Genomic DNA, 24,083 nt, shown 5'->3' on the forward strand with positions numbered 1-24,083 from the left:
GAGCGCCATGCCGCTCGAGGAAGTCACCGAAGTCGTCTACACCACCGCCGCCACCGCCAAGGGCGGCCGCGAGGGACGGGTCACCAGCGAGGATCAGGTGATCGACCTGCCGCTGGGCAAGCCCGGCAGCACGAGCGACCCGAAGGCCAACCCCGAGACGCTGTTCGCGGCCGGGTACGCCTCCTGCTTCTCCGGCGCCCTGAACGCCGTCGCCAAGGCCGATGGGCTCGATGTCAGCGAGTCGACCGTGACCGCCAAGGTCAGCTTCGGCAAGACCGACAGCGGCTTCGGGCTCGCGGTCGACCTGGTCGCAGACATTCCGGGCGTCGAGGAGGATGTCGCCCGCGAGCTGGTGGAGAAGGCGCACCAGCTGTGCCCGTACTCCAAGGCGACCCGCGGCAACATCGCCGTCTCGGTCAACCCGTCCTGACTGACGCTCCTGCGGATCGCACTTTTCTGGCTCGGAGCGCCAGGGCCGCCCGGCCGGCGCCCGCCATCACGCGGCGGTGCGCGACCCGGTCCGCGCTCCGAGCCAGAAAAGTGCGCCGGGCCCATCAGTCGCGGCCTCCGGCCAGCGCTGCGACGACGAACCACACCTTGGCCGGATAGCTGATCGCCCGCTCGACCAGGCCGGGGTACGCCCCGAGGGGCGCGCCGGCCTGGATCGCCACGAAGAGCACCGTTCCGACCAGGCCCAGGACGCCAGCAGCCACCGCCGTGGCCCCGAGCCCCGGGCGGCCGCCCCGCAGCAGCCCGGCGCCGATCAGTAGCAGGCCGATGCCGGCGAGCGGGAGGTTCAGCGCGCCGATGCTGTGCAGGGCGAGATTCGCGTCCTCGGGTACCGCCGCCACCAGCAGTCCCAACGCGCCCGCGATCGCGATCAGCACCGAGCCGGCGCGGACCGGGCCGCGTCCCGCGAGCGCCAGCACGATCCCGCCGCCCGCGAGCGCGAGGGCGTTGATCACGAATCCCGCATTGACCAGCGCGTGCCACGGCGAGGCCGCCGTGCCCAGGGAACTGATGGTCCGGGCCAGCGGGTCGTAGCCCGGCCAGGCGGCCGCGGCTAGCGCCTGCGTACCGATCCCGACGACCGCGCCGGCGGCGATCACTGCTGTGCCGGGTCGGGAGATGGTTGCTCGTGAGATGTCCATGCCGGGGACGCTAGAGCTTGTAACAATTGCAAGGTCAAGCGGCGACTTCGCGGGCTAAGGAGGATGCGGATGCAGATCGGCGAGCTGGCCCGCCGGCACGGGATGTCGACGGCGATGATCCGGCACTACGAGCGCCTCGACCTGTTCGATCCCGATCATGTGGTGCGCGCGCCGAACGGCTATCGCGAGTTCACCGAGGGCGCGTCCGCGCGAATCCGGCTGATCCGGATCGGCCAGCAGGCGGGGTTCTCGCTGCGGCAGATGCGCACCGAACTCGCGCACTGGGCCGACGGCACCATGGCGCCCGAGGAGCGGGCCGCGCTGCTGCGCCGCCAGTTGGCGACGATCGAGGCGAAGTTGCGTGAGCTGCGCGCCTCCCGGCGCTTGATCCGCGCCCGCCTCACCGAGCTGGACGGCGCCGAACGGGCCGCGCGATAAGGGATTGTGTCGCCCCGAACCGTGGTCGTAGGTTCCGGGCATGACCTCGGCGCCGGCGACCACGCGGGTACGCCGGCGCGCGATGGGCGCGTTGATCACGGGCCAGGTGCTCGGCGGGGTGGGCGTGGCGACGGGCGTCTCGGTGGGTGGCGTGCTTGCCCAGCAGCTCGCGGGCACCAGCGCGGCCGGCGGGCTGGCCTCGACCGCCTCCATCGTCGGCGCCGGGATCGCGGCCGGACCGCTGGCCGGGCTGTCGGCGCGGCGGGGCCGGCGCGCCGGGCTCGCCGGTGGGCTGGCGATCGCGGCGGTCGGCGCCGCACTCGTGCTGGCGGCGGCCTTCGCCGGCTGGTTCTGGCTGCTGCTGATCGGGATGATCGGATTCGGCGCGGCCACCGCCGCCGGTCTCCAGGCGCGCTACGCCGCCGGTGATCATGCCCGGCCCGGTCACGAGAGCCGCGCGCTGTCCATCGTGGTCTGGGCGACCACGATCGGCGCCGTGCTCGGGCCCAACCTCGCCGAGCCGGCGGCCGCGCTCGGCGTGCGGCTCGGCATCCCGGACCCCGCGGGCCCGTTCGCCCTCGCGCTGCTGGCATTCGCCGCCGCGGCGGCGATCATCGCGACCAGCCTGCCCGCCGACCACCCGGCCGCCGCGGATGATCAGAACGGCGAGCGGGTGTCGTCGTGGCGCCTGCTCGCCGAGGCGTGGCGCGATCGACTTGTCCGATTGGGAATCACGGCCGCCATCGCCGGGCACTCGATGATGGTCGCGGTGATGGTGATGACCCCGGTGCACATGTACGACCGCGGCATGACCCTGACGATCATCGGGCTGACGATCAGCATCCACGTGCTCGGGATGTACGCGGCCAGCCCCCTGTTCGGCATCCTCGCCGACCGGCTGGGCGCCCCCGCCGTGGTCGGCGTCGGCATGATCATCTTCCTGGCGGCCTTCCTCACCGGTGCGTTCGCGCCGACCGAGGGCGCGGCGCCCGTGCAACTGATGATCGCGCTCGGCCTGCTCGGCCTCGGCTGGTCGGCCTGCCTGATCGGCGGGTCCGCGCTGGTCAGCGCCGGGGCGAGCGGCGAGCGCCGGGTACGCCTGCAGGGCGCGGTCGACTCGGTGATGTCGCTCGGCGCCGCGCTGCTCGCCGCGCTGGCGGGCCCCGTGCTCGGCGCCGCCGGCTACCCGGGCGTCAACCTGCTGGGCGCGCTCGCCCTCGCCGCCCTGATCGGCGTCGCCGCCAACGCGTGGCTCGGGCGTACCGCCGGTCGATCGCAACCGCTCGGGGGAAAGCGCGTGTCAGGTCATCGATCGCGATGATCGTCGACCGGTTCTTCGCGATCCTCGTCCCTGCTCGGCAGGATCGCGAAATCACTCGGGTCGCTGATGAACCGGTCGTGCCGAATCTCGTCGCGCTGCGCCGGATCACGCTCCGGTCCTGGCGGTTCGCCGTCGATCCACTCGTTCTCGCTCATCCCACGCACCTTTCATCCCCGCCGACATCACGAGACGTTAGCGACGTGAGTCGCTGATCGACAGGTCCGGCCATCCGGACCTGCCCCTTGACCGGGGGAGTTGGATGGTGTCATGGCCGAAACCACCACCCGGCCCGATGCCACCACCGTTGGTGAGCTGCGTGCCTCGGGCCACACCGCCAAGTCCCTGCGTACCGAACTCCGCGACAACCTGCTCGCCGCGCTCGCCCGCGGCGACGATCCCTGGCCCGGCCTGCACGGCTTCGCCGGCACCGTCATCCCCCAGGTCGAGCGGGCGATCCTCGCCGGCCACGACATCGTGTTGCTCGGCGAGCGCGGCCAGGGCAAGACCCGGCTGCTCCGCACGCTCGGCAACCTGCTCGACGAGTGGACGCCGGTGATCGACGGCTCCGAGCTGGGCGAGCACCCCTTCGAGCCGATCACCGCCGCCTCGATCCGGCGCGCGGCCGCGCTCGGCGACGACCTGCCGGTCGTCTGGCGTCACCGCTCGGAGCGGTACGCCGAGAAGCTGGCGACCCCCGACACCTCCGTGGCCGACCTGGTCGGCGATGTTGACCCGATGAAGGTCGCCGAGGGCCGCTCGCTGGGCGATCCGGAGACGATCCACTACGGGCTGATCCCGCGCTCCCACCGCGGCATCGTCGCGATCAACGAGCTGCCCGACCTGGCCGAGCGGATCCAGGTGGCGATGCTGAACGTGATGGAGGAGCGCGACATCCAGATCCGCGGCTATCTGGTCCGGCTGCCGCTGGACGTGCTCGTGGTGGCGAGCGCCAACCCCGAGGACTACACCAACCGCGGCCGGATCATCACCCCGCTCAAGGACCGCTTCGGCGCCGAGGTGCGCACCCACTACCCGGTCGAGCTGGCCGAGGAGGTCGCGGTGGTACGCCAGGAGGCCGAGCTGGTCGCCGAGGTGCCCGAGTCGCTGATCGAGATCATCGCCCGGTTCACCCGCGAGCTGCGCGACTCCAGTTCGGTTGACCAGCGCTCCGGGGTATCGGCGCGGTTCTCCATTGCCGCCGCGGAGACCGTGGCCGCAGCCGCGCTGCACCGCGCCACCGTCCTCGGCGAGGAGGCGGCGGTGGCCCGCGTCGTCGATCTTGGAACCGTGCTCGACGTGCTCGGCGGCAAGGTCGAGTTCGAGAGCGGCGAGGAGGGGCGCGAGCGGGTCATCCTGGAGCACCTGCTGCGTACCGCCACCGCCGAGACCGCCCGGGAAACCTTTCGTGGGTTGGACTTCCGGCTGCTCGTGGACGCGATCTCCGACGGCGCGACGATCACCACCGGCGACCGGGTCTCGGGCGCCGACCTGCTGGCCGGGCTGCCCGTGCTCGGGGAGTCCGAGCTCTACGACGAGATCGCCGAGCGCGCCGGCGCGACCGGGCCGGGCGAGCGTGCCTCGGCGATCGAGCTGGCGCTGGAGGGCCTGTATCTCGCCCGCCGGATCTCCAAGGACAGCGACGGTCGGACCACCCTGTACGGGGAGGCGTGATCATGCCCGGCCCGCGCTCGCGGCCCGATCCGCACCGCGCCCGCTACGGTCGGTACGCCGGGGGCCCGGATCCGCTGGCGCCACCCGTGGACCTCGGCGAGGCGCTGGCGGCCGTCGGCGAGGACGTGATGGCCGGCTACTCGCCGGAGCACGCGCTGCGCGAGTTCCTCCGCCGCGGCGGCGCCGACCAGCGCGGCCTGGATGATCTTGCCGCCCAGGTCGCCCGGCGGCGCTCCGAGCTGCTGCGCCGCAACAATCTCGACGGCACGATGCGCCAGGTACGTCAACTGCTGGACTCCGCGGTGCTGAACGAGCGCAAGCAGCTCGCCCGCGATCTTGACGACGACGCCCGGTTCGCCGAGTTGCAGTTGGAGAACCTGCCCGGCCAGACCGCCGCCGCGGTGAACGAGCTGGCCGACTATGACTGGCGCAGCTCCGACGCCCGCGCCGACTACGCCAAGATCAAGGACCTGCTCGGGCGGGAGGCTCTTGATCAACGCTTCGCCGGGATGAAGCAGGCGCTGGAGAATGCCACCGACGCCGACCGGGCGGCCGTGCAGGAGATGCTGCGCGACCTGAACGAGCTGCTCGACGCGCACCGGCGCGGGGAGCCCACCGACGAGCTGTTCGCCGACTTCATGGACAAGCACGGGCACCACTTCGCTGAGAACCCGCGCACCATCGACGAGCTGATCGACGCCCTCGCCGCCCGGGCCGCGGCCGCGCAGCGGATGCGCAACTCGCTCACCGAGGAGCAGCGCGCCGAGCTGGATGCCCTTGCCCAGCAGGCCTTCGGCTCGCCCGAGCTGGCCGACCAGCTCTCCCGACTCGACCAGAATCTGCAGTCGCTGCGGCCGGGCCAGGACTGGTCGGGGCGGGAGTCGTTCGACGGCGAGCAGTCGATGGGGCTCGGCGAGGCGACGGGCGCGATGCAGCAGCTCGCCGACCTCGACGCGCTGTCCGAACAGCTCGCCCAGGCTCATCCCGGCGCGCGGCTGGATGATCTTGATCTTGACCTGCTGGCGCGCGAGCTCGGCGCGGAGGCCGCGGCGGACGCGCGTACCCTGCAACGGATCGAGGCGGAGCTGCGCGATGCGGGGATGCTTCGGCGTACCCCCGACGGTGACCTGCGGCTCTCCCCGCGCGCGATGCGCCAGCTCGGCCGCTCGCTGCTCCGCGACGTCGCCGAGCGGCTGGCCGGGCGCTCGGGGCAGCGCGACACCCGGCAGGCCGGCGCGGCGGGCGAGCCGAGCGGCGCGAGCCGGGAGTGGCGGTTCGGCGACACCGAGCCGTGGGACGTCACGCGTACCGTCGGCAATGCCGTGCTGCGCACCGCCGGCGAGGGCCGCGACGCGTCGACGGGGGTACGCCTGGACGTGCGCGACATCGAGATCGCCGAGACCGAGGCCCGCACCCAGGCGGCCGTCGCGCTGCTGGTCGACACCAGCTTCTCGATGGCGATGGAGGGCCGCTGGGTGCCGATGAAGCGGACGGCGCTGGCGCTGCATCACCTGGTGTCGACGCGGTTTCGCGGCGACCGGATGGAGCTGATCGGCTTCGGCCGGTACGCGCAGCGGATCGGCATCGAGGAGCTGACCGGCCTGGACGCGCTGTGGGACAAGGGCACCAACCTGCACCATGCGCTGCTGCTCGCGAACCGCTTCTTCCGCAGGCATCCGAGCGCCCAGCCCGTGCTGTTGATCGTCACCGACGGCGAGCCGACCGCGCATCTGGAGGGCGACGGGCAGGTGTTGTTCGACTACCCGCCGCATCCGGTGACCATCGCGCGTACCGTCGCCGAATTGGACGCGTCCGGCCGGCTCGGCGCGCAGGTCAGCTTCTTCCGGCTGGGCCAGGACCCGGGGCTGGAGCGGTTCATCGGCCAGCTCGCCCGGCGGGTCGGGGGTCGGGTCGTCTCGCCCGAGCTGGACGACCTGGGTGCCGCCGTGGTCGGGTCCTATCTCGGCGCCCGGACCCCGGATGCTCCGGCGTCCTTCCGCGACCTGTTCGGCGAGCGGGGCTTCTGGGCCGGCTGAGGCGCCGGCCGGGTCAGACCGGTGACGAGGTTCCGACGATCGCCCGGTCGATGATCGGGTCGAGGTCGATCCCCGGCGGGAGGGTGCCGAAGGCGCCGCCCCAGTCCCGATCCAGGCGGGTCGCGCAGAAGGCGTCGGCGACGGCCGGCGGGGCGTAGCGCAACAACAGCGATCCCTGCAGAACCAACGCCAACTGCTCGACCACTCGTCGCGCCCGCAGCTCAAGATCGTCGACGGAGGTGAACTCCTTCTTCAGTCGGCTGAGCGCGTCGTCGAAGCGGCCATCGCCAGTGGCCTGTTCGACCTCGGCGAAGTACGCGTCGAGCGTCTGCGGCTCCTTCGCCAGCGCTCGCAGGGCGTCGAGCGCGGCCACATTGCCCGAGCCCTCCCAGATCGACAGCAGCGGCATCTCGCGATAGAGCCGCGGCATGCCGGATTCCTCGACATAGCCGTTGCCGCCCAGGCATTCCAGCGCCTCCCCGACCTGCGCCGGGCCGCGCTTGCAGATGTAGTACTTGCTCACGGCCAGGCCGATCCGCCGGAGCGCGGCCTCCTGCTCGTCGCCACGGATCGCGCGGTCGTTGGCACCGGCGAGGCGCAGCATCGCTGTGGTCGCGGCCTCCGACTCGACCGCGAGGTCGGCGAGCACATTGCGCATCAGCGGTTGATCGGCCAGCGCCTTGCCGAACGCCGCCCGGTGCCTGGTGTGGTGCACGGCCTGCACCAGGGCCGCCCGCATGCCGGCGGCCGTGCCGATCACGCAGTCGAGCCGGGTCATGTTGACCATCTCGACGATGGTCCGTACGCCGCGACCGGGCTCGCCGACCAGCCAGCCGAGCGCGCCGTCGTACTCGATCTCGGAGGAGGCGTTGGAGCGGTTGCCGAGCTTGTCCTTCAACCGCATCAGGCGCAGCGCGTTGCGCTCGCCACCCGGCAGGACGCGGGGCACCAGGAAGCAGGACAGCCCGCCGGGCGCCTGCGCCAGCGTCAGGAACAGATCCGACATCGGCGCCGATGTGAACCACTTGTGGCCGGTCAGGGCGTACCCGCCCGAACCGTCCGGCGTGGCGCGGGTGCTGTTGGCACGGACATCCGACCCGCCCTGCTTCTCGGTCATCGACATGCCGGCGATCAAGCCGCGCTTGGTTGCCGGATCGCGCAGTCCGAAGTCGTAGTCCCGGCTGGTCAGCAGCGGCTCGAAGGTCCGCGCGAGATCCGGATTGGCGCGCAGCGCGGGCACCGAGGCGTAGGTCATCGAGATCGGACAGCCGTGCCCGGGGTCCACCGACCAGACCATGAACTTCGCGGCCCGCGCGACATGCGCGCCGGGCCGGTCGTCGGCCCACGGCGCCGCGTGCAGCCCGTTGTCGACCGCGGTCTGCATCAACAAGTGGTACGCCGGGGCGTACTCGACCTCGTCGATGCGGTGGCCGAAGCGGTCATGCGTCAGCAGTCGCGGCGGATGACGCTCGGCCAACGCCGCCCACTCCTGACCCTGCGCGCTCCCGGCCAGCCGCCCGAGCGCGTCGATCTCCGGCAGCGCCCACGCCGCGCCCTCGCGCTGCACGCCCTCGCGCAGGGCCGGATCGTCGGCGGTGTTGTGGCCGACCAGCGGGGGCGCCTGATTCACCACCTCGTGAGTCATGCGCCCGACGCTACCAGCGAGTAACCTGCCGGGCCAGGGTCGCCGGATCCCCGATCAAGCCCAGTGCTTAATCCATTCCCGCCCGCGGGTTCGCCTGCCTAGCGTCGTGTCATGCACCTCACACGACGAAAGTTCTTCGGCCTGACCGGTGCAGCCACCGCGGTGGCGGCAACCGGCCTGGTTCTCCCGGAGATTGCCCATGCAGACACCAAGGCTCTGAATCCGGTCTGGATCGAGTCCCCCAACTTCACTGCCGGCCGTGGCGGCGCCGCGGTCGACAAGATCGTCATCCACCACATGGCCGGCACCCGGGCCGCGACCGACTCCTGGTTCCAGCAGACCGAGGCCCAGGTCAGCGCGCACTACGGGATCGGCGAAGGCCAGCTCAGCCAGTACGTCGCGGAGGAGAACACCGCCTGGCATGCCGGCGATTCCGCGGCCAACCGCTCCAGCATCGGCATCGAGCACTCCGCCGACATCGGCCGGCCGCCGGACGACTACACCTACAACACCTCCATCGAGCTGTGCACCGACCTGTGCCGTCGCTACGGCATCGACCCGAACACCGGAATCCTTCCGCACAAGCAGTTCTCGTCGACCGACTGCCCGGGCGAGATCAACCTGCAGCGGATCATCGACGGTGTGAACGCCGCGCTCTGATCAACGTTCGACCGCGTACCGGACGGCCGCGAACGCACCATTGCGGGCCACCTCGACGGTACGCAGATCCAACCGGCGGGGCAGCAGCGGGCGACCCGAACCGAGCGTCACCGGCGCGATGCTGACGATGATCTCGTCCAGCAGTCCCGCATCGGCGAACTGACCGGCAAGATCACCGCCGCCGACGATCCAGACATCGCGATCGCCGGCGGCGGTGATCATCTGCGCATGTACCGGAGCGACATCGCCGGTCGCGTACCGGATGTCCGCGCCGTCCGGTACGCCGCCCGGCCGAGTGGTGAAGACCCAGGTCGGCTGGGTGTACTCCCAGGCGCCACCGGATCGGGCGAGATGATCGAGCACCCACCGATAGGTGGTGCCGCCCATCACGATCGCGCCCACCCGCTCGATGAACGCCGGATAGCCGAAGGCCCCGGCGTCGTCGTGCTCCTGCACGAACAGCCAGTCCAGCGAGTCCTCGTCATCGGCGAGATAGCCGTCGAGCGTGGTCGCCGTGTAGTAGATCGTCGCCATGATCATTGCCTCTCGTTGGTGGTGCGCAGCCAGCTGATCGGATCGGGATCCGGTGTCGCCGCGCCGGTCTCGGCGAGCATCCAGCGCAGCAGCATCCGACGATGTGCGTCGAAGGTGATCACATGCGCGACGATGCTGGAGATCACAAAGCTTTCCGGGGGATCGCAGATCGCGTCGACGATCCGGTCCTGCCAGGCGCCCCGCCGGTCGATCTCGGCGAGCGCGGATCGCCAACGTGTCGCCGCGGCGTCGTGCCGGGCGAGCAGGTCCAGCCCCGGAGTGGGCGCCGGAGGTTCGGTGCCCTCGATCGCGGCGAGCCACTGCTCCAGCGTGTCGACCAGGTGCTCGGCGAGTTGGGCGATCGTCTCGTCGGGCCCGTGCCAGGGGAGGGCCGACGAGCCGGGTAGGCGTACCCGATCCGGCTCCGCCGCCGGCAGATCGACGACCACCCGGAGCAGGGCCCGGGTGTCGGCCAGGTCGTGCTCGATCAGCAACCAGGTGGGCCGGTCGCGGCCGCCGGGACCGCCGCTGTCGATCCACAGCGAGATCGGGGGGTGGAAGTGGATGCCGTTCGGGGCGGCCAGCCAGTGGGTGTGGTCACCGCCGAATGCGCTCGGCGGCACACCGTGGGCGCGCGCGAACGCCCGACCGAATCCCTCCACCGATTCATAGCCGGCCTCGAGCGCCGCATCGGTCACCGAGGCGCCCGAGCGCAGCCGCCAGGCCGCGCGCTCCAGCATGACGCGTCGGCGCATGGCGACCGGCGGCTCGCCGGCGAGTTCGCGCAGTTGCCGGGAGAAGTGGAAGGGCGAGGAGTACGCCCGGGCGGCCATCGCGTCCAGTTGCCCGTCGTCTCCGTCGAGGACCGCGTCGAGCAACTCGCGGAGTCGATCGCGGCCGGTGCCCCGGCGTACCGCATCAGTCATCTGTCCACTCTCGCCGATCCGCGACCGACACCGCCCGACCGATCTTGCTGAGGCATGATTGGCGCGGCCCACGTACCCGAATCGAGGAGCACATCCGATGACCGAGCCCGTCCTCCAGGTGATCATCGCCAGCACGCGCCCGGGGCGCGTCGGGAGGGCCTTCGGCGAATGGTTCGCCGAGATTGCGCGCGAGCACGGCGGCTTCCGGGTCGAGCTGATCGACCTCGCCGAGGTCGGGCTGCCGTTCCTCGACGAGCCGAAGCATCCGCGGCTCGGCGACTACCAGCATCAACACACCCGGGACTGGAGCGCCACCATCGCCCGCGGCGATGCCTATGTCTTCGTCACCCCGGAGTACAACTACGGCTACAACGCGGTGTTGAAGAACGCGATCGACTTCCTGCACAACGAGTGGCACGACAAGGCGGTCGGGTTCGTCGGCTACGGCGGGATCGGCGCCGGTACGCGAGCCATCCAGCAGCTCAAGCAGGTCGTGACCACGCTGCGGATGGTGCCCGTGTTCGAGGCCGTGAACGTGCCCTTCGCCGCGAAGTCCCTCGACGCCGAGGGGAGGGTCGCCCCCGATCCCGAGCGCACGGCCGCGGCGAACGCCATGCTGGACGAGCTGGCCCGGGTCACCGCCAAGCTGCGCCCCACGAGCTGACTCCCCGTTGTTTCCGCAGTTGAGCCCGCTCAGCGAGCCCGATGGCGGGCTCAACTGCGGAAACAAATCTGACGGGCGGCGCAGATTCGCCGCGGCGGCGGGGGTGGCGTACCATGTCACGCGGCCCGGACGGCACCTGTCGCCCCGGGCCAGGCATTCGCCCTCCTGTCACGGGACCGTCCCGTGGCCGCTCGAGACCAGAGGAGGTGGAGTTCGCGCATGCGCAAGTACGAAGTCATGGTCATCCTGCAGTCCGAGACCGACGATCGTCAGGTCACTCCGATCCTGGAGAAGCACCTGTCCGTGATCACCAAGGCCGGCGGCACCGTCGACAATGTCGATGTCTGGGGCCGGCGCCGGTTCGCCTACGAGATCCAGAAGAAGTCCGAGGGGATCTACGCGGTCATCGATCTGACCGCCACCCCGGACGCCGTTAAGGAGATGGATCGGCAGTTCGGCATCAACGAGCAGATCGTCCGCACCAAGGTGATCCGCCCGGAGCTGCACGCCAAGAAGATGCGCTGAGTCATCACAGATCCACCCGCCCCGGCCCGATTGTCGGCGGCAGGTGGCAGGCTGGGCCCGATACCGCTCACCCGATCGAGAGACGAGACATGGCAGGCGAAACGATCATCACCCTCGTCGGCAACCTGACGGCCGACCCGGAGCTCCGGTTCACCCCGTCGGGGGCCGCCGTGGCCAACTTCACCGTGGCCTCGACGCCGCGGACCTTCGACCGGCAGACCCAGGAGTGGCGCGACGGCGAAGCGATGTTCATCAACTGCTCCGTGTGGCGTCAGGCGGCCGAGAACGTGGCCTCGTCCCTGCAGAAGGGGATGCGGGTCGTCGTCCAGGGCCGGCTGAAGTCGCGCAGCTTCGAGACCCGCGAGGGCGAGAAGCGTACCGTCTTCGAGATCGACGTGGACGAGATCGGCCCGTCGCTGCGCTATGCGACCGCCGATGTCACCAAGACCAGCGGCGGCGGTGGCGGTGGCGGGGGCCAGCGCGGCGGTGGCTACGGCGGCCAGCAGTCCCAGGGCGGCGGCAATGACCCGTGGGGCGGCGGTGGCGGTGGCCAGCAGCGGCCCCAGGGCGGCAATGACCCGTGGGCCGGCGCCCAGAGCGACGAGCCCCCGTTCTGACCAAATATCCAGATCAGGCACATTCCGGCGCGAGCCGGGCTTCATAAGGAGGAAGCACCACAATGGCCTCACGCAAGCCAATCCAGAAGAAGAAGGTCGTCCCGACCAAGACCGTTCGCATCGGTCAGGTCGACTACAAGGACACGCAGTTGCTGCGGAAGTTCATCTCCGAGCGGGGCAAGATCCGTGCCCGCCGGGTGACCGGGCTGTCCGTGCAGGATCAGCGCAAGGTCGCGATGGCGATCAAGAACGCCCGCGAGATGGCGCTGCTCCCGTACGCCACGACGGCCCGCTGAGCAAGGAAGGACGACGCAGATGAAGCTCATCCTCACCAGCCCCGTCGACAACCTCGGCATCGCCGGGGACGTCGTCGAGGTCAAGGACGGCTACGGCCGCAACTTCCTGCTCCCGCAGGGGTACGCCATTGCGTGGACCCGGGGCGCGGAGAAGCAGATCGACGGCATCAAGCGGGCGCGCGATGCCCGCCAGGTCCGCGACGCCGAGCACGCCCAGGAGCTGCGCGAGCAGATCGAGGGCCTGTCCGTGTCGCTGGCGGTGCGCGCCGGCGACAACGGCCAGTTGTTCGGCGGCATCACCCCGGCCACCATCGCCACGGCGATCAAGAAGGCCGGTGGCCCGAACGTCGACAAGCGCTCCGTCGAGATCGCCAAGCCGATCAAGACCGTCGGCAAGCACACCGTCGGCGTGAAGCTGCACGACGCCGTCACCGCGCACCTGCCGGTGCAGGTCGACGCCGAGTGATCACTCCTCGCTGACCGACACGTCGGCCCGGGCCCCCAAGGGGCCCGGGCCTTCGTGTTCTCGAAGCTGGCTGATCCGGCAGGCGCCTGCCAGGGCAGGTTGGTGTCATCGCCAATCGTTGTGCACCTGAACCGTGGCTGGTACGTGTAGCGAGAGCAGAAGAGTGGCTGTGGCTCGAGCGAACGGAGTAGCGATGCGTCCTTACCTGATCGGGGCATTGCTCGGCATCGTGGCCGCAGTCGGCTGCGTTGCTGTCGGGTCGGCGCTCAGCGAAGCCGGTGTCGCTGGAGTGTGGGCGCCGAGCACATGGGTTGCGGCAGCAGTCGGGGGCGTGCTGGGCGTCGTCGTTGCGCGACGAGTGACCGTGTCGTCAGCACGTCGCAAGTAGGTGGCCGGGCTGACGAAGATCATGCACAACGCGGCACATCTTCCGCCCTTTGCATAATCCTCGCGCGCGGGATGACCCTCCAGCCGAACCGGTCTGTGGACAACGTGCCGAGCGGCTGGCCGGGCACCGCAAGGGCTCGCCAGCATCGGTGCGCATGGAACGACGACGGCGTGCGGATCTCGTTCGCGGGCTCGCCGATGATCATGATGGCGTCGCGCACCGCCGTGACCTGCGAAGGCTCGGGATCACCCGGGAGGATGTTCGCGGTGAGGTGCGCGCCGGCAGGTGGTCAACGCTCGGTCGACACACCGTCGCCATCGCCGGACCGCCCGCTGGCCGCGCCCTGCTCTGGTGGGCGGTCTGGGAGTCGGGTCCCGGGGCGCTGCTCGACGGCGTCAGTGCTCTGCTTGCCGATGGGCTGCGCGGTTACACCCCGGACGCGATCCACGTCAGCGTGCCGTCCCGGAACCGTGCCCACCGGCTGCCCGGTGTCGTCCTGCACCGGCCGGCCCGCGTCGCACGGGCAACGCGCGTCGGTTTCCCGCGGGTACCGCTCGGCGTTGCGGCGATCAATGCCGCCCGATGGGCCACCTCGGACCGCCAGGCCGCGTTGTTGCTGTGCCTTCCCGTGCAACAGCGCCTGATCACGCCCGCTCACCTCGAGCAGGCGTGGCGCGACACGGGTCGCGTGTCCAACCGCAAGCGCCTCGATCGCTTCATTCCGGACATCTGTAACGGGGCGCACTCCCTCGGCGAACTCGACTTCGCGGCGATGTGTCGCACCCGCGGGCTCCCGGAACCGACCCGGCAGGTGCGCCGGGCAGGCCGCCACGGCAGCTACTACCTCGACGCGTACTTCGATGGCCCCGGGGTGGTCGTCGAGATCAACGGCGCCCAGCACGGTTGGGGACTGGCGACGATCGAAGACGACCTGCGCGCCAACGACCTCACCCTCGACGCCGACCGGGTGCTGCAGATCTCGCTTCTCGGCCTGCGCCTGGAGCCCGACGCGTTCTTCGTCCAGCTCGCCGCCGCACTGGGGTGAGCGCGCCGGTCGCGGCCTGACCGATCAGCCTTCGGCCAGCAGCTCCCGGACGCGGGGCACCACCTGGGTGGCGTACCGCTCGATGGAGCCCATCAGTTGATCATGGCCGACCGCGCCGTCGTACTTCAGGTCGAACCGGTCCGCCTGCAGCAGCGAGATCGTGCGCGCGATCCGGCGGGCGACGGTCTCCGGCGAGCCGACGTACTGGCTGCCGGTCCGCGTCTCCTCGTCGAACTCCTCCCGGGTCGGCGGCGGCCAGCCGCGCTGGCGGCCGATCCGCTCGCGCATCCGCGCGTACCCGGGCCAGTACGCCTCCCGCGCCGACTCGTCGTCGTCGCCGACGAACCCCGGCGAGTGCACCCCGAGCGGCAGCCGCTCCGGCGCCGAGGCATCGACCTGCTCGCGGTACGCCGCCTGCGCCCGCTCGTAGAGATCGACATAGGGCACGAAGCGCTCGGAGTCGCCGCCGATGATCGCCAGCATCATCGGGATCTGGTAGTTCACGGTGCGCACCACCGACTCCGGGCTGCCACCCACGCCGATCCACGCGCCGAGCCGTCCCGATTCGGTCTTGGGGAAGACGTCCGCGCCCTCCAGCGGCCGCCGGTGGCTGCCGGACCAGGTGACCGGCCGCTCCTTGATCAACTCCGCGAACAGGTCGAGCTTCTCGGAGAACAACATGTCGTAGTCGGCCAGATCGAAGCCGAACAGCGGGAACGACTCGGTGAACGACCCGCGCCCCAAGATCACCTCCGCGCGACCGCGGGAGATCGCATCGATGGTGGAGAACCGCTCGAACACCCGGACCGGGTCGTCGGAGCTGAGCACCGTCACCGCGGAACCGAGCTTCACCTTCGAGGTACGCCCGGCCAGCGCGGCGAGCACGATGTCCGGCGCGCTGACGGCCATGTCGGGCCGGTGGTGCTCGCCGACGTCGAAGGCATCCAGGCCCAGCTCGTCGGCCAGAACACCTTCCTCGACGACCTGCCGGATCACCTCCGCGCCGCTCGGCTCTTTGCCTTGCTCATCGGGCACGACCGTGCCGAAGGTGTTCAGCCCGAACTTCACCGCTGCCGGATCAACTGCCATCTCGTCCTCCCACGACTCGAGTTGATGATTGAACAGTCAATCTTCGGCCGGTATTCCGGCGGATCAGGGCTGGTGGTACACCCGGCGCGCGAGCGCCAGCCCGATCAGCGAGATCACGCCCACGATGATGTAGTAGAAGCCCGGCGCCAGCGGGGTGGACTGCACCCAGTTGGCCAGGATTGCCGGCGCGAAGCTGCCCATCGCGGTCACCCCGATGTTGTAGCCCACCGACAGCCCGGTCGCCCGCACCTGCACGGGAAAGAGCTGCGCCATCAGCGACGGCAGGGGGGCGAAGTACGTCGCCATCAACAGCCCGAGCACCACCTCGACCACCAGCAGCGCCCAGACCGCCCCGGTGGAGATGATCAACTGCACCATCGGCACCACGGCGACGATCCCGACGACGGCCGCGACGATCATGATCCGGGTCTGCCCGATCCGATCCGCCAGCATCCCGACGAAGGGCGACAACACGAGCGCGACCAACCCGGCGAGGAACGCCCCCGCGTACCCCGACCAGTTCGGCAGACCGAGCTTCATCGCGAACGCAGGCAGGTAGGTGATCAGGTACACGCTCATGGTCGCGACCCCGACGCACATCGCGGCGACCAGGATCCGGCCGATGTACTTGCTGAATGCCGCGCGCAGCGGGAACGACTCCGGCGACGCCGCAGCGAACTCGGCGGTGTCGGGCAACTGGCTGCGGATCCACAGCCCGACCGGGCCGATCAGCAGCCCGAAGATGAACGGCACCCGCCAACCCCAGGAGTCCAGCGCGGCCGGGTCGAGGAAGCTGAACAGGAGCCAGCCGGCGAGCCCGGCGAGCAGCAACGACGCGCCCTGGGTCGCGACCTGCCAGCTCGCGTAGAACGCCTTGCGCGACCCGCTGTTCTCCGTCATGAAGGCCGTCGCCGAGCCGAACTCGCCGCCCGCGGAGAAGCCCTGCACCAGGCGGGAGATCAGCAACACCACGGGGGCGCCGATCCCGATCATCGCGTACGTCGGCGCGAAGGCCATGATCGCCACCCCGAGCGTCATCAGCCCGATGGTCAGGGTCAGGGCCGCCTTGCGGCCGTGCCGATCGCCGTAGTTGCCGATGATCACCGCGCCCAGCGGACGGATCAGATAGCTGACGCCGATGCCGAGGTACGCGCTGATCAGCTTGACGGTCTCGTCCTCGCCCGGGAAGAACAACCGAGCGATCACCGGGGCCATGAAGGCGTAGACGATGATGTCGAACCACTCCAGCACGTTGCCCAGGCTGGCGGCGACCACCGCCCGTCGGGCGCGGGCGGGATCGTAGGCGGTCGGTGCGGTGGTGCTCATCGGGTCTCCTCCCGGGCCGATTCCTCGGCAGACTCCCCGGACAATACCTTGATCAGCTTCTCGACGAAGCGTTCACAGGCCACGAGTTGGTCGAGCGCGACGTACTCGTTCGCGGCGTGCGCCTGCGCGATGTCGCCCGGACCGCAGACCACCGTCTCGATGCCGGAGCCGGCGAACTGCCCGGCCTCGGTGCCGTAGGTGACCTTCTCCTCGCTCGGGATCGCGCCCAATTGATCACCCAGCGCGATCGCCGCGGAGTCGCCGGGGGTCTCCAGGCCGGGCACCTTGGCCAGCACCTTCACCTCGATGCCGGCGGCGGGATTCTCCGCGCGCATCCGCTCGGCCAGCTCGTCGGCCTTGCCGCGGATCCGGTCGATGATCTCGTCGGGGTCGATCTCGGCGATGCCGCGGAACTCCAGCTCCACGAAGCATTCCTCGGGCACGGTGTTGGAGGCGATCCCGCCGCGGATCAGATTCACGCTGGCGGTGGAGTAGGCCAGCGGGTACGCCTCGTCGAACGGGCCGTCGGCTCGCCAGGCATCGGCGATCGAGCGGACGAAAGTGATCAACTCCGCGGCGTACTCGATCGCGTTCACCCCGGAGCTGGTCAGCGACGAATGCGCCGCCACCCCGGTGAACTCGACGCGGATCAGGTTGATCGACTTGTGCCCCCTGATCACCCGCATCGAGGTCGGCTCGCCGACGATCGCCGCGCGCGGTGCCAGGCCGAGGTCGGCGATCTGCTTGACGATCTCCTCCCCGCCGAGGCAGCCGACCTCCTCGTCATAGGTCAGGGCGAAATGAATCGGCTCGCGCAGCTCGGCGGCGACCATCTCGGGCAGGTAGGTCAGCCCGACCGCGGTGAAGCTCTTCATGTCGGCGGTCCCGCGGCCATAGACCCGGCCGTCGCGGACCTCGGGTACGAACGGGTCGGAGTCCCAGTCCTGGTCGTCGACCGGGACCACGTCGGTGTGCCCGGACAGCACGACGCCGCCAGCGGTGGTGCCATCGGCCGCCGGCACTGTGGCCACCAGATTGGCCTTGCTGCCGTCCGCGTTCGGGAACACGTGCGGTTCGATGCCGTGGCGCCGGAACTCCGCGCTCACCGTCTCGATCAGCGGAAGGTTGGAGTCTCGGCTGGTGGTGTCCATGCTGACCAGGCGTTCGATCCAGGGCAGCGACCTGGGTGTGTTGTCATCGCTCACGGGTCCATGTCAGCACGAGCCGCCCGGCCGCGCATGCCGCCCACCATGCGGATGGCACGGAAGTCTTGACATCCGACCATTGATACGGGAATCTCCCAGAAACCTCGCATTATCACGGGGATTCGCCATATTGGTCGGATCAGTCTGATCCAATCAGTGGCGGTCCACGGCAAAGGAGCCCCCCGGCCATGATGAAGCGCATCGTTGCAATCGTCGTCTCCGTGCTGTGTGCCGTGGTGGCCCTGCCACAGCTCGCCAGCGCCGAGCCCGTGCTGCCACCGGTGGTCGACGGCCGCACGGTCTCCTACGACGGTGACTCGATGATCATCGACGGCAAGCGGGAGTACATCTACGCCGCGGAGTATCACTACTTCCGCGACCCGAGTCCGGGGGTGTGGCGGGACAAGCTGGAGAAGGTGCGAGCGGGCGGTTACAACGCGGTGTCGCTCTACGTGGCCTGGAATCAGGTCTCGGCGCGGGCTGGGGAGTTCGACTGGTCAGGAGTCCGCGACCTCGGTGCGGTGATCGACTACGCAGGCGAGCTCGGCCTCTTCGTGATCGTTCGCCCCGGGCCGTTCATCGGCGCGGAGACGAGCGCGGGCGGCCTGCCCGGCTGGATCAAGGCCTCGGAGGACCCGGGCCGCGGCGCGACCCGGACCATGTTGGATGCCGGGCGGGAGTACTTGGCATCCGTCGACGAGATCATCGCACCCCGGCAGTGGCAGTTCGGCGGTCCGGTGATCGGCTACCAGGTCGACAACGAGTACTGCCGGGACAACCTGCAGCGCGAGCCCGACCGCGCGTACATGGCGGCGATGGTCGACCAGGTCACCGAGGACGGGATCACCGTGCCGCTGACCGCGAACAACTGCGGCACCTGGGACGACCTGGTCGACATCTCGGGCAAGGACACCTACCCGATCGGCTGGGACTGCAAGGCGCCCCAGGGTCGCGTCCCGGACCTCTTCGAGGACTTCTGGGACTACAAGCCGGGGACCCCGCGCTACATGGTCGAGTACCAGGGCGGGATGTTCGACTACTGGGGCGGTGGCGGGTACGCCAACTGCACCGAACGCTACGTCGACGGGAAGGCCGAGATCGCGCTGCGCAATGTCGCGCTTGCCAGCGGTTACACCATGCAGGGCATCTACATGGCGGTCGGGGGCACCAACTGGGGCTGGTCGGCCAGCCCGCCGCTCTACACCTCCTACGACTACGGCGCGGGCGTACCCGAGGATCGCGTACTGCCGGCCAAGTACTACGAGTCGAAGGCGCGGGCCTACTTCATGTCGACCTTCGAGCCACTGCGCCGGACCGACGCCGCGCCAGCCCCCGCGGTGACCGACGCGGACGTGCGGGTCGAGGCGCGCCGCAATCCCGAGACCGGCACCCAGTTCAACTTCGTGCACCACCGCGGCGACTGGAACGCCCGCGCCGACCGCTCCGTGCGGGTCACCGTGCCCACCCGAACGGGCGAGCGGACGATCCCGGCGGAGGGTACGCCGGAGTTGCGCGTCGGGCCGCGTGAGTCGCGCACGGTGCTCACCGACTACATCTTCGGTAGCGGCGACGGGGGCAATCCCGGAGCCGAACTGGCCTACACCACCTCGGACCTGATGGTCGATGCGCCCGGTCGTGGCCGGGGGCGGCTCGGCGTCCTGTACGGGACGAAGGGCGATGCCGGACAGACCGTGCTGCGTTACCGCGGCACCCGGCAGCCGAAGGTCTCGGTCGACGGCGGCGAGGTCAGCACCACCTGGGATCGGGCCACCGGCGAGCTGCGCCTGGACTACCGCCATGACGGCGTCGCCACGGTGACCATCGACGGCGGCGGCTATCGCGACCTGACCCTGGTCATCGCCGACAGCGAACGCGCGCAGCGCTTCTGGGTGCTGCCCGCCGACGACGGGCCCCTGGTGATCGAGGGCCCGGACCTGGTGCGCAGCGCGACGCTGTCCGCGGGGCGGCTCACACTGACCGGCGACACCACCGGCGCCGGCCGGACCGTCACGGCGCACGGGCGCGCCGCGAACGCCACGGCGATCACCTGGAACGGCGACGGCATCCGCGCCGGGGCTGAACTGCCGGCCCCCGCGGAGCTCACGTTGCCGGAGCTGACCGACTGGCGGCGCTCACCGGTCGACCCGCAGACCGCGCCGGGCTTCGACGACTCCGGTTGGGTCCGGGCGGACAGGACCACCACCAACTACCAGGTGGTGCCCCAGACGCCCGTGTCGCTGTACGCCGACGACTACGGCTTCCACACCGGCGACATCTTCTATCGCGGGCGCTTCAGCACCGACCGGATCCCGACCAGGCTCGACCTGACGGCCCACTTCTCCTCCGACGGATCGGGCGGGGACTACTCGGTCTGGCTCAACGGTGTCTTCCTGGGCAGCCATGGCACCACCGGTCAGCAGAACGCCGTCGAAAAGTCCTTCGCCATCCCGGCCGGGACGGTACGCCCGAATCGGCCGAACGTCCTCGCCATCCAGTTGCAGGGCCAGGGTCAGTACCAACTGACCATCCCCGGTCGCTGGAAGGTGCCGATCGGGATCAGCAAGGTCGCGCTCAGCGGCCGCTCCGGTGCGCTGAACCCGGCGATCGACTGGCGCCTGCAGGGCAATGCGGGCGGTGAGGATCATGCCGACCGAACGCGGGGACCGCTGAACAACGGCGGCCTGTGGGGCGAGCAGCAGGGTTGGGGTCTGCCCGGCTTCGACGACTCGGCCTGGCGGCCGGCACAGGTGCCGAACGACGACCAGCGCACCCCGGGCGTCACCTGGTACCGCACCACGGCCACTCTCGACGTACCGGACGGCCTCGATGCCTCGATCGGGTTGACGATCACCGAGCCGGGCGCCGGGGTGCACCGGCGAGCGCTGATCTTCGTCAACGGCTGGCAACTCGGACGCTATGTGGCCGACACCGGGCCGCAGCGTACCTTCCCGATCCCGCGGGGCATCCTGGACGAGAACGGGGAGAACACCATCGCCATCGCGTCGTGGAACACCGACGCGACGACCGGCGGGATCGGCGAGGTCTCCTTCACCGAACTCGGGCGCGCGAACAGCCCGCTGGAGGTGCCGCTGGTCGACAGCCCGGGGCGGTGATCCTCAGATCCCCAGCCGCAGCCAGCCCTCGCCGCGGGCGCGTACCCCCAGCGTGACCAGCCGCGCCACCAGGTAGCCCGCCCAGGCCGCCCACAGCCACGCGATCCCGGCGTCGAGCCCGGCGACGACGAGCGCCAGCGGCAGGTACGCCGCCAGCGCGCAGACGCCCGCCACCGCGAGGTAGCGCGCGTCACCGGCGCCGATCAGCACCCCGTCGAGCACGAACACCAGCCCGGCGACCGGCTGGGCCAGGGCCAACACGATGAGCGTCGCCCCGAGCAGCGCCTGGACCTGCGGGTCCGGCGTGAACAGGCCCGCCAGCGCCCCGCGTCCCAGCGCCAGCGCCGCCCCGAAGATCACGCCTGCGCCGGCGCCCCACCAGAGCAGGGTTCGCAGCAGCGCCCGCGCCCGAGCCGCATCGCCCGCGCCCAGGGTCTTGCCGACGATGGCCTGGGCCGCGATCGCCAGGGCGTCCAGCGCGAAGGCCAGGAAGATGAAGATGGCGCCGGTCACCTGATGGGCGGCCAGCGACGGCGCGCCGAACCGGGTCGCGATCACCGTGCCGATCACGGTGGCGGCCTGCAGGCTGAGCGTGCGCAGGAACAGCCAGCCGCCGGCCCGCGCCGCGACCAGCACCCGGACGGGATGCGGCCGGAGCGGGGCGCCGGCCCGGGCAGCGCCGCGCAGCACCACCCCGACCAGCACGAGTGCCCCGAGTGACTGCGCGATCACCGTGCCGAGCGCGGCGCCGGCGATGCCCAGGCCGGCGCCGTAGACCAGCGCGAAGTTCAGCCCGATGTTCGCGAGATTGATGGTCACCGCCACGTACAGCGGCGTCCGGGTGTCCTGCAGCCCGCGCAACACCCCGGTCGCCGCCAGGATCGCGAGCAGCGGCAGCAGCCCGAGCGAGGCGATCCGGAAGTAGGCGAGGCCCTGGTCCAGCACGGCGGCCGGTGGGGCGTACCAGCCGAGGACGGTACGCCCGGCCACCTGCGCGACCACGACCAGCGCGATCCCGAGCACTCCGGCCAGCACCAGCCCGTCGACACCGGCGCCGAGCGCCCCGGTCCGGTCGCCGGCGCCGAGCCGACGGGCGACGGTCGCGGTGGTGGCATAGGCGAGGAACACGCACAGGCCGACGGTGACGTTGAGCACGCTGCCGGCCAGGCCGAGCCCGGCGAGCTGGGTGGTGCCGAGGTGGCCGACGATCGCCGAGTCGGCCAGCAGCATCAGCGGCTCGGAGACGAGCGTCGCGAACGCCGGGATCGCCAGCGCGAGGATCTCCCGGCCGACGGGGCGCGGCGGCGTACCCGCGCGCGAGTTATCCACAGGGCTTTTCCACAGTGGGGATAACTACACCGGTGTGATTCAGGCCTGGCGGCGCGGCTTCGGGCCCTCCGGCTCGTCGCCGCCCTCACCGCGCGAAGGACGCGGCAGCGACGGCCGCGGCAGCTTGGGCAGCCGCCGCCCGCGCTGGCTCGGCGCGCTCGGCACCCAGTCCGGGTGGCTGGTGTCGAGGTCGAGCAGCTCGTCGTCGGGGTGCCCACCGGGCGTACCGCCCTCGGTCGCGGGCTTCAGGTCGCCGATCCGGCCGCGGGTGGCGCTGACCACGGCAACGCCGATGGCGGTGGTCAGCGGCATCGCCAAGATCACCGAGATTGCGCCGACCATCGTCGCGATGATCTCCATCGAGAACTGCTCCAGCCCGATCACGTCGAGCAGCGGCCGGTTGTAGACCACCAGCATCAGGTAGGTGGCGAGCGAGGCGCCGGTGGTCGCGAAGGCGATGGTGTAGACGGTCGAGGCGATGTGGTCGCGGCCGATCCGCATGGCGCGACTGAACAGCCGCTTGCCCTCGGGGTCGACGCTGGACAGCTCCCAGACCGCCGAGGCCTGGGTGATCGTCACGTCGTTCAGCACCCCGACCGAGGCGATGATGATCGCGCAGATCACCACCCCGGTGAGCTGCATGTCCGGCGCCGAGGCCCACAGCAGCGAGTCGTCCTCGCTGCCCACGCCGGTCAGGTGCGCCCAGGTGCTCGCCAGCCAGCCGAGGAACGTCGCCACATACATGCCGAACAGGGTGCCGAGCAGGGCCGTCGTCGTGCGGACGGAGAATCCGTGGGTGACATAGAGCACCACGAACAAGATCGCCGACCCGCCGAACAGCGCGACCAGCACCGGACTGGAGCCCGAGATCAGCGCCGGCAACATGAACTTCACGATGATGAACGCGGAGAACGCCAGCCCGACCAGGGCCAGCGCGCCGCGTTTGCGCGCGATCGCCACCAGCGCCACCGCGAACAGGAGCGCCATCGTGATCAGCGGCACCGTCCGTTCGAAGTCGGTGAACTGGTAGGACGCCGGGGCGCCCTCGATGGGCACGCGATAGACGGTGACGGTCTGCCCGACCGCGACCCCGGAGGAATAGACGGCCGGCTGCATGCTGATCTGGGTCTGCTGGCCTGCCTCGGGCCCGTCGAGCAGCTCGACGGTCAGATCGGCGGCCGGGCGCGGGTCGTTGGTGCCGTCGCTGCCGACCTGGCCCGAGCTGCTGATCTCGCGTACCTCGAGGATCCGCGCGCGCTGCACGCTGACATCGGCCTGGGAGTACGCCGTATTGCCCCGCAGGTGGTCGCTGACATTGCCGGGCCACATCACGATCAGTCCCACCAGCGTCCACAACGCGATCGGGATCAGCACCAGGATCATGATCCGGGTGGCCCGCCGCTGGCGCGCGATGTCCTCCTCGGACAGCGGTGCCGGGTCGTCGTGCAGCGCGATGTGCGAGTGCGCGGTCATGCCGCGGTTGCGTACTGGGTTCTCGCTCACGGGTTCGCCTAGTCTGAGTCGTCGTGACAGGTCATTCGGGTCGGGGGGCTCATCCGGACCCACGGCAAGATACCTCGCCGCGCCGCGATGCCCGACATCCGCGGCGCGCGGCCGCCTCCGGTCCGCGCCGCGCGC

General features: G+C 70.5%; 23 protein-coding genes. 13 read left to right on the forward strand and 10 right to left on the reverse strand.

The annotated features are described in order from the left end of the window. The first annotated feature begins 7 nt into the window (after nucleotides 1-7). Nucleotides 8-430 (forward strand): organic hydroperoxide resistance protein, encoded by a 423-nt coding sequence (locus tag ACXDC7_RS03410; RefSeq protein ID WP_459221192.1) that lies wholly within the window; start codon nucleotides 8-10, stop codon nucleotides 428-430. Nucleotides 431-554: 124 nt separating this feature from the next. On the opposite strand, the gene ACXDC7_RS03415 is transcribed toward ACXDC7_RS03410, so the two are convergent. Continuing rightward, on the reverse strand, nucleotides 555-1,151 hold the full coding sequence (locus ACXDC7_RS03415) for a DUF998 domain-containing protein (protein ID WP_459221193.1): 597 nt from the start codon (nucleotides 1,149-1,151) through the stop codon (nucleotides 555-557). A 69-nt stretch (nucleotides 1,152-1,220) separates the two neighbouring features. Between ACXDC7_RS03415 and ACXDC7_RS03420 the strand changes: the two genes are divergently transcribed. Both ACXDC7_RS03420 and ACXDC7_RS03425 read left to right on the forward strand, forming a co-directional pair. Beyond that, nucleotides 1,221-1,589: a MerR family DNA-binding protein gene (locus tag ACXDC7_RS03420; RefSeq protein WP_179444818.1), complete on the forward strand. Its 369-nt coding sequence runs from the start codon at nucleotides 1,221-1,223 to the stop codon at nucleotides 1,587-1,589. Nucleotides 1,590-1,629: 40 nt separating this feature from the next. Continuing rightward, nucleotides 1,630-2,910: an MFS transporter gene (locus ACXDC7_RS03425; RefSeq protein WP_459221194.1), complete on the forward strand. Its 1,281-nt coding sequence runs from the start codon at nucleotides 1,630-1,632 to the stop codon at nucleotides 2,908-2,910. Here the strand turns inward: ACXDC7_RS03425 and ACXDC7_RS03430 are convergent. Further along, complete coding sequence (locus tag ACXDC7_RS03430) at nucleotides 2,895-3,065, reverse strand: hypothetical protein (RefSeq protein ID WP_459221195.1); 171 nt, start codon at nucleotides 3,063-3,065, stop codon at nucleotides 2,895-2,897. The genes ACXDC7_RS03425 and ACXDC7_RS03430 overlap by 16 nt on opposite strands. A 112-nt stretch (nucleotides 3,066-3,177) precedes the next feature. Here ACXDC7_RS03430 and ACXDC7_RS03435 point away from each other — a divergent pair, with 112 nt between their 5' ends. Then, nucleotides 3,178-4,581, forward strand: coding sequence for a sigma 54-interacting transcriptional regulator (locus ACXDC7_RS03435; protein ID WP_459221196.1), 1,404 nt, complete (start codon nucleotides 3,178-3,180; stop codon nucleotides 4,579-4,581). Between the two features lie 2 nt (nucleotides 4,582-4,583). Then, nucleotides 4,584-6,617, forward strand: a complete 2,034-nt coding sequence (locus ACXDC7_RS03440; protein WP_459221197.1) for a hypothetical protein — start codon at nucleotides 4,584-4,586, stop codon at nucleotides 6,615-6,617. Between the two features lie 13 nt (nucleotides 6,618-6,630). Here ACXDC7_RS03440 and ACXDC7_RS03445 read toward each other — a convergent pair whose 3' ends face one another. Next, complete coding sequence (locus ACXDC7_RS03445; RefSeq protein ID WP_459221198.1) at nucleotides 6,631-8,262, reverse strand: acyl-CoA dehydrogenase family protein; 1,632 nt, start codon at nucleotides 8,260-8,262, stop codon at nucleotides 6,631-6,633. 111 nt (nucleotides 8,263-8,373) lie between these two features. On the opposite strand from ACXDC7_RS03445, the gene ACXDC7_RS03450 reads away from it, so the two are divergent. After that, nucleotides 8,374-8,922, forward strand: a complete 549-nt coding sequence (locus ACXDC7_RS03450; RefSeq protein ID WP_179446482.1) for an N-acetylmuramoyl-L-alanine amidase — start codon at nucleotides 8,374-8,376, stop codon at nucleotides 8,920-8,922. Here the strand turns inward: ACXDC7_RS03450 and ACXDC7_RS03455 are convergent, their stop codons facing one another. Both ACXDC7_RS03455 and ACXDC7_RS03460 read right to left on the reverse strand, forming a co-directional pair. Further along, a complete protein-coding gene (locus ACXDC7_RS03455) occupies nucleotides 8,923-9,462 on the reverse strand; it encodes a dihydrofolate reductase family protein (RefSeq protein ID WP_246292585.1) in 540 nt (179 codons plus the stop codon). It lies immediately after the preceding gene. Beyond that, the gene (locus ACXDC7_RS03460) at nucleotides 9,459-10,382 is read right to left on the reverse strand and encodes a helix-turn-helix domain-containing protein (RefSeq protein WP_459221199.1); all 924 of its coding nucleotides are present in this window, start codon (nucleotides 10,380-10,382) and stop codon (nucleotides 9,459-9,461) included. The genes ACXDC7_RS03455 and ACXDC7_RS03460 overlap by 4 nt, the downstream gene beginning before the upstream one ends. 97 nt (nucleotides 10,383-10,479) lie before the next feature. On the opposite strand from ACXDC7_RS03460, the gene ACXDC7_RS03465 reads away from it, so the two are divergent. The 6 genes from ACXDC7_RS03465 (at nucleotide 10,480) to ACXDC7_RS03490 (ending at nucleotide 14,383) form a co-directional block, all read left to right on the forward strand. Continuing rightward, on the forward strand, nucleotides 10,480-11,046 hold the full coding sequence (locus ACXDC7_RS03465) for an NADPH-dependent FMN reductase (RefSeq protein ID WP_459221200.1): 567 nt from the start codon (nucleotides 10,480-10,482) through the stop codon (nucleotides 11,044-11,046). A 219-nt stretch (nucleotides 11,047-11,265) separates the two neighbouring features. After that, nucleotides 11,266-11,571, forward strand: a complete 306-nt coding sequence (gene rpsF / locus ACXDC7_RS03470) for a 30S ribosomal protein S6 (protein WP_179444810.1) — start codon at nucleotides 11,266-11,268, stop codon at nucleotides 11,569-11,571. 89 nt (nucleotides 11,572-11,660) lie between these two features. Beyond that, nucleotides 11,661-12,188: a single-stranded DNA-binding protein gene (locus ACXDC7_RS03475; protein ID WP_179444809.1), complete on the forward strand. Its 528-nt coding sequence runs from the start codon at nucleotides 11,661-11,663 to the stop codon at nucleotides 12,186-12,188. Between the two features lie 62 nt (nucleotides 12,189-12,250). Beyond that, a complete protein-coding gene (gene rpsR / locus ACXDC7_RS03480; RefSeq protein WP_179444808.1) occupies nucleotides 12,251-12,484 on the forward strand; it encodes a 30S ribosomal protein S18 in 234 nt (77 codons plus the stop codon). Between the two features lie 19 nt (nucleotides 12,485-12,503). Continuing rightward, a complete protein-coding gene (gene rplI, locus ACXDC7_RS03485; protein ID WP_179444807.1) occupies nucleotides 12,504-12,950 on the forward strand; it encodes a 50S ribosomal protein L9 in 447 nt (148 codons plus the stop codon). Between the two features lie 542 nt (nucleotides 12,951-13,492). After that, nucleotides 13,493-14,383: a hypothetical protein gene (locus ACXDC7_RS03490; protein ID WP_459221201.1), complete on the forward strand. Its 891-nt coding sequence runs from the start codon at nucleotides 13,493-13,495 to the stop codon at nucleotides 14,381-14,383. Between the two features lie 24 nt (nucleotides 14,384-14,407). On the opposite strand, the gene ACXDC7_RS03495 is transcribed toward ACXDC7_RS03490, so the two are convergent. From ACXDC7_RS03495 to argE, 3 genes are all read right to left on the reverse strand, one after another. Continuing rightward, on the reverse strand, nucleotides 14,408-15,472 hold the full coding sequence (locus tag ACXDC7_RS03495; RefSeq protein WP_459221202.1) for an LLM class flavin-dependent oxidoreductase: 1,065 nt from the start codon (nucleotides 15,470-15,472) through the stop codon (nucleotides 14,408-14,410). A 63-nt stretch (nucleotides 15,473-15,535) separates the two neighbouring features. After that, on the reverse strand, nucleotides 15,536-16,798 hold the full coding sequence (locus ACXDC7_RS03500; protein WP_459221203.1) for an MFS transporter: 1,263 nt from the start codon (nucleotides 16,796-16,798) through the stop codon (nucleotides 15,536-15,538). After that, nucleotides 16,795-18,003, reverse strand: coding sequence for an acetylornithine deacetylase (gene argE / locus ACXDC7_RS03505; RefSeq protein ID WP_459221204.1), 1,209 nt, complete (start codon nucleotides 18,001-18,003; stop codon nucleotides 16,795-16,797). Before argE ends, ACXDC7_RS03500 begins: the two co-directional genes overlap by 4 nt. A gap of 188 nt (nucleotides 18,004-18,191) precedes the next feature. Between argE and ACXDC7_RS03510 the strand changes: the two genes are divergently transcribed. Continuing rightward, nucleotides 18,192-21,116 (forward strand): beta-galactosidase, encoded by a 2,925-nt coding sequence (locus tag ACXDC7_RS03510; RefSeq protein WP_459221205.1) that lies wholly within the window; start codon nucleotides 18,192-18,194, stop codon nucleotides 21,114-21,116. Nucleotides 21,117-21,119: 3 nt separating this feature from the next. Here the strand turns inward: ACXDC7_RS03510 and ACXDC7_RS03515 are convergent, their stop codons facing one another. Both ACXDC7_RS03515 and ACXDC7_RS03520 read right to left on the reverse strand, forming a co-directional pair. Beyond that, nucleotides 21,120-22,445: an MATE family efflux transporter gene (locus tag ACXDC7_RS03515; protein WP_459221206.1), complete on the reverse strand. Its 1,326-nt coding sequence runs from the start codon at nucleotides 22,443-22,445 to the stop codon at nucleotides 21,120-21,122. Between the two features lie 39 nt (nucleotides 22,446-22,484). After that, complete coding sequence (locus ACXDC7_RS03520) at nucleotides 22,485-23,948, reverse strand: YibE/F family protein (RefSeq protein WP_179444801.1); 1,464 nt, start codon at nucleotides 23,946-23,948, stop codon at nucleotides 22,485-22,487. Nucleotides 23,949-24,083: the final 135 nt, after the last annotated feature.

It is taken from the genome of Naumannella huperziae (assembly GCF_054073625.1).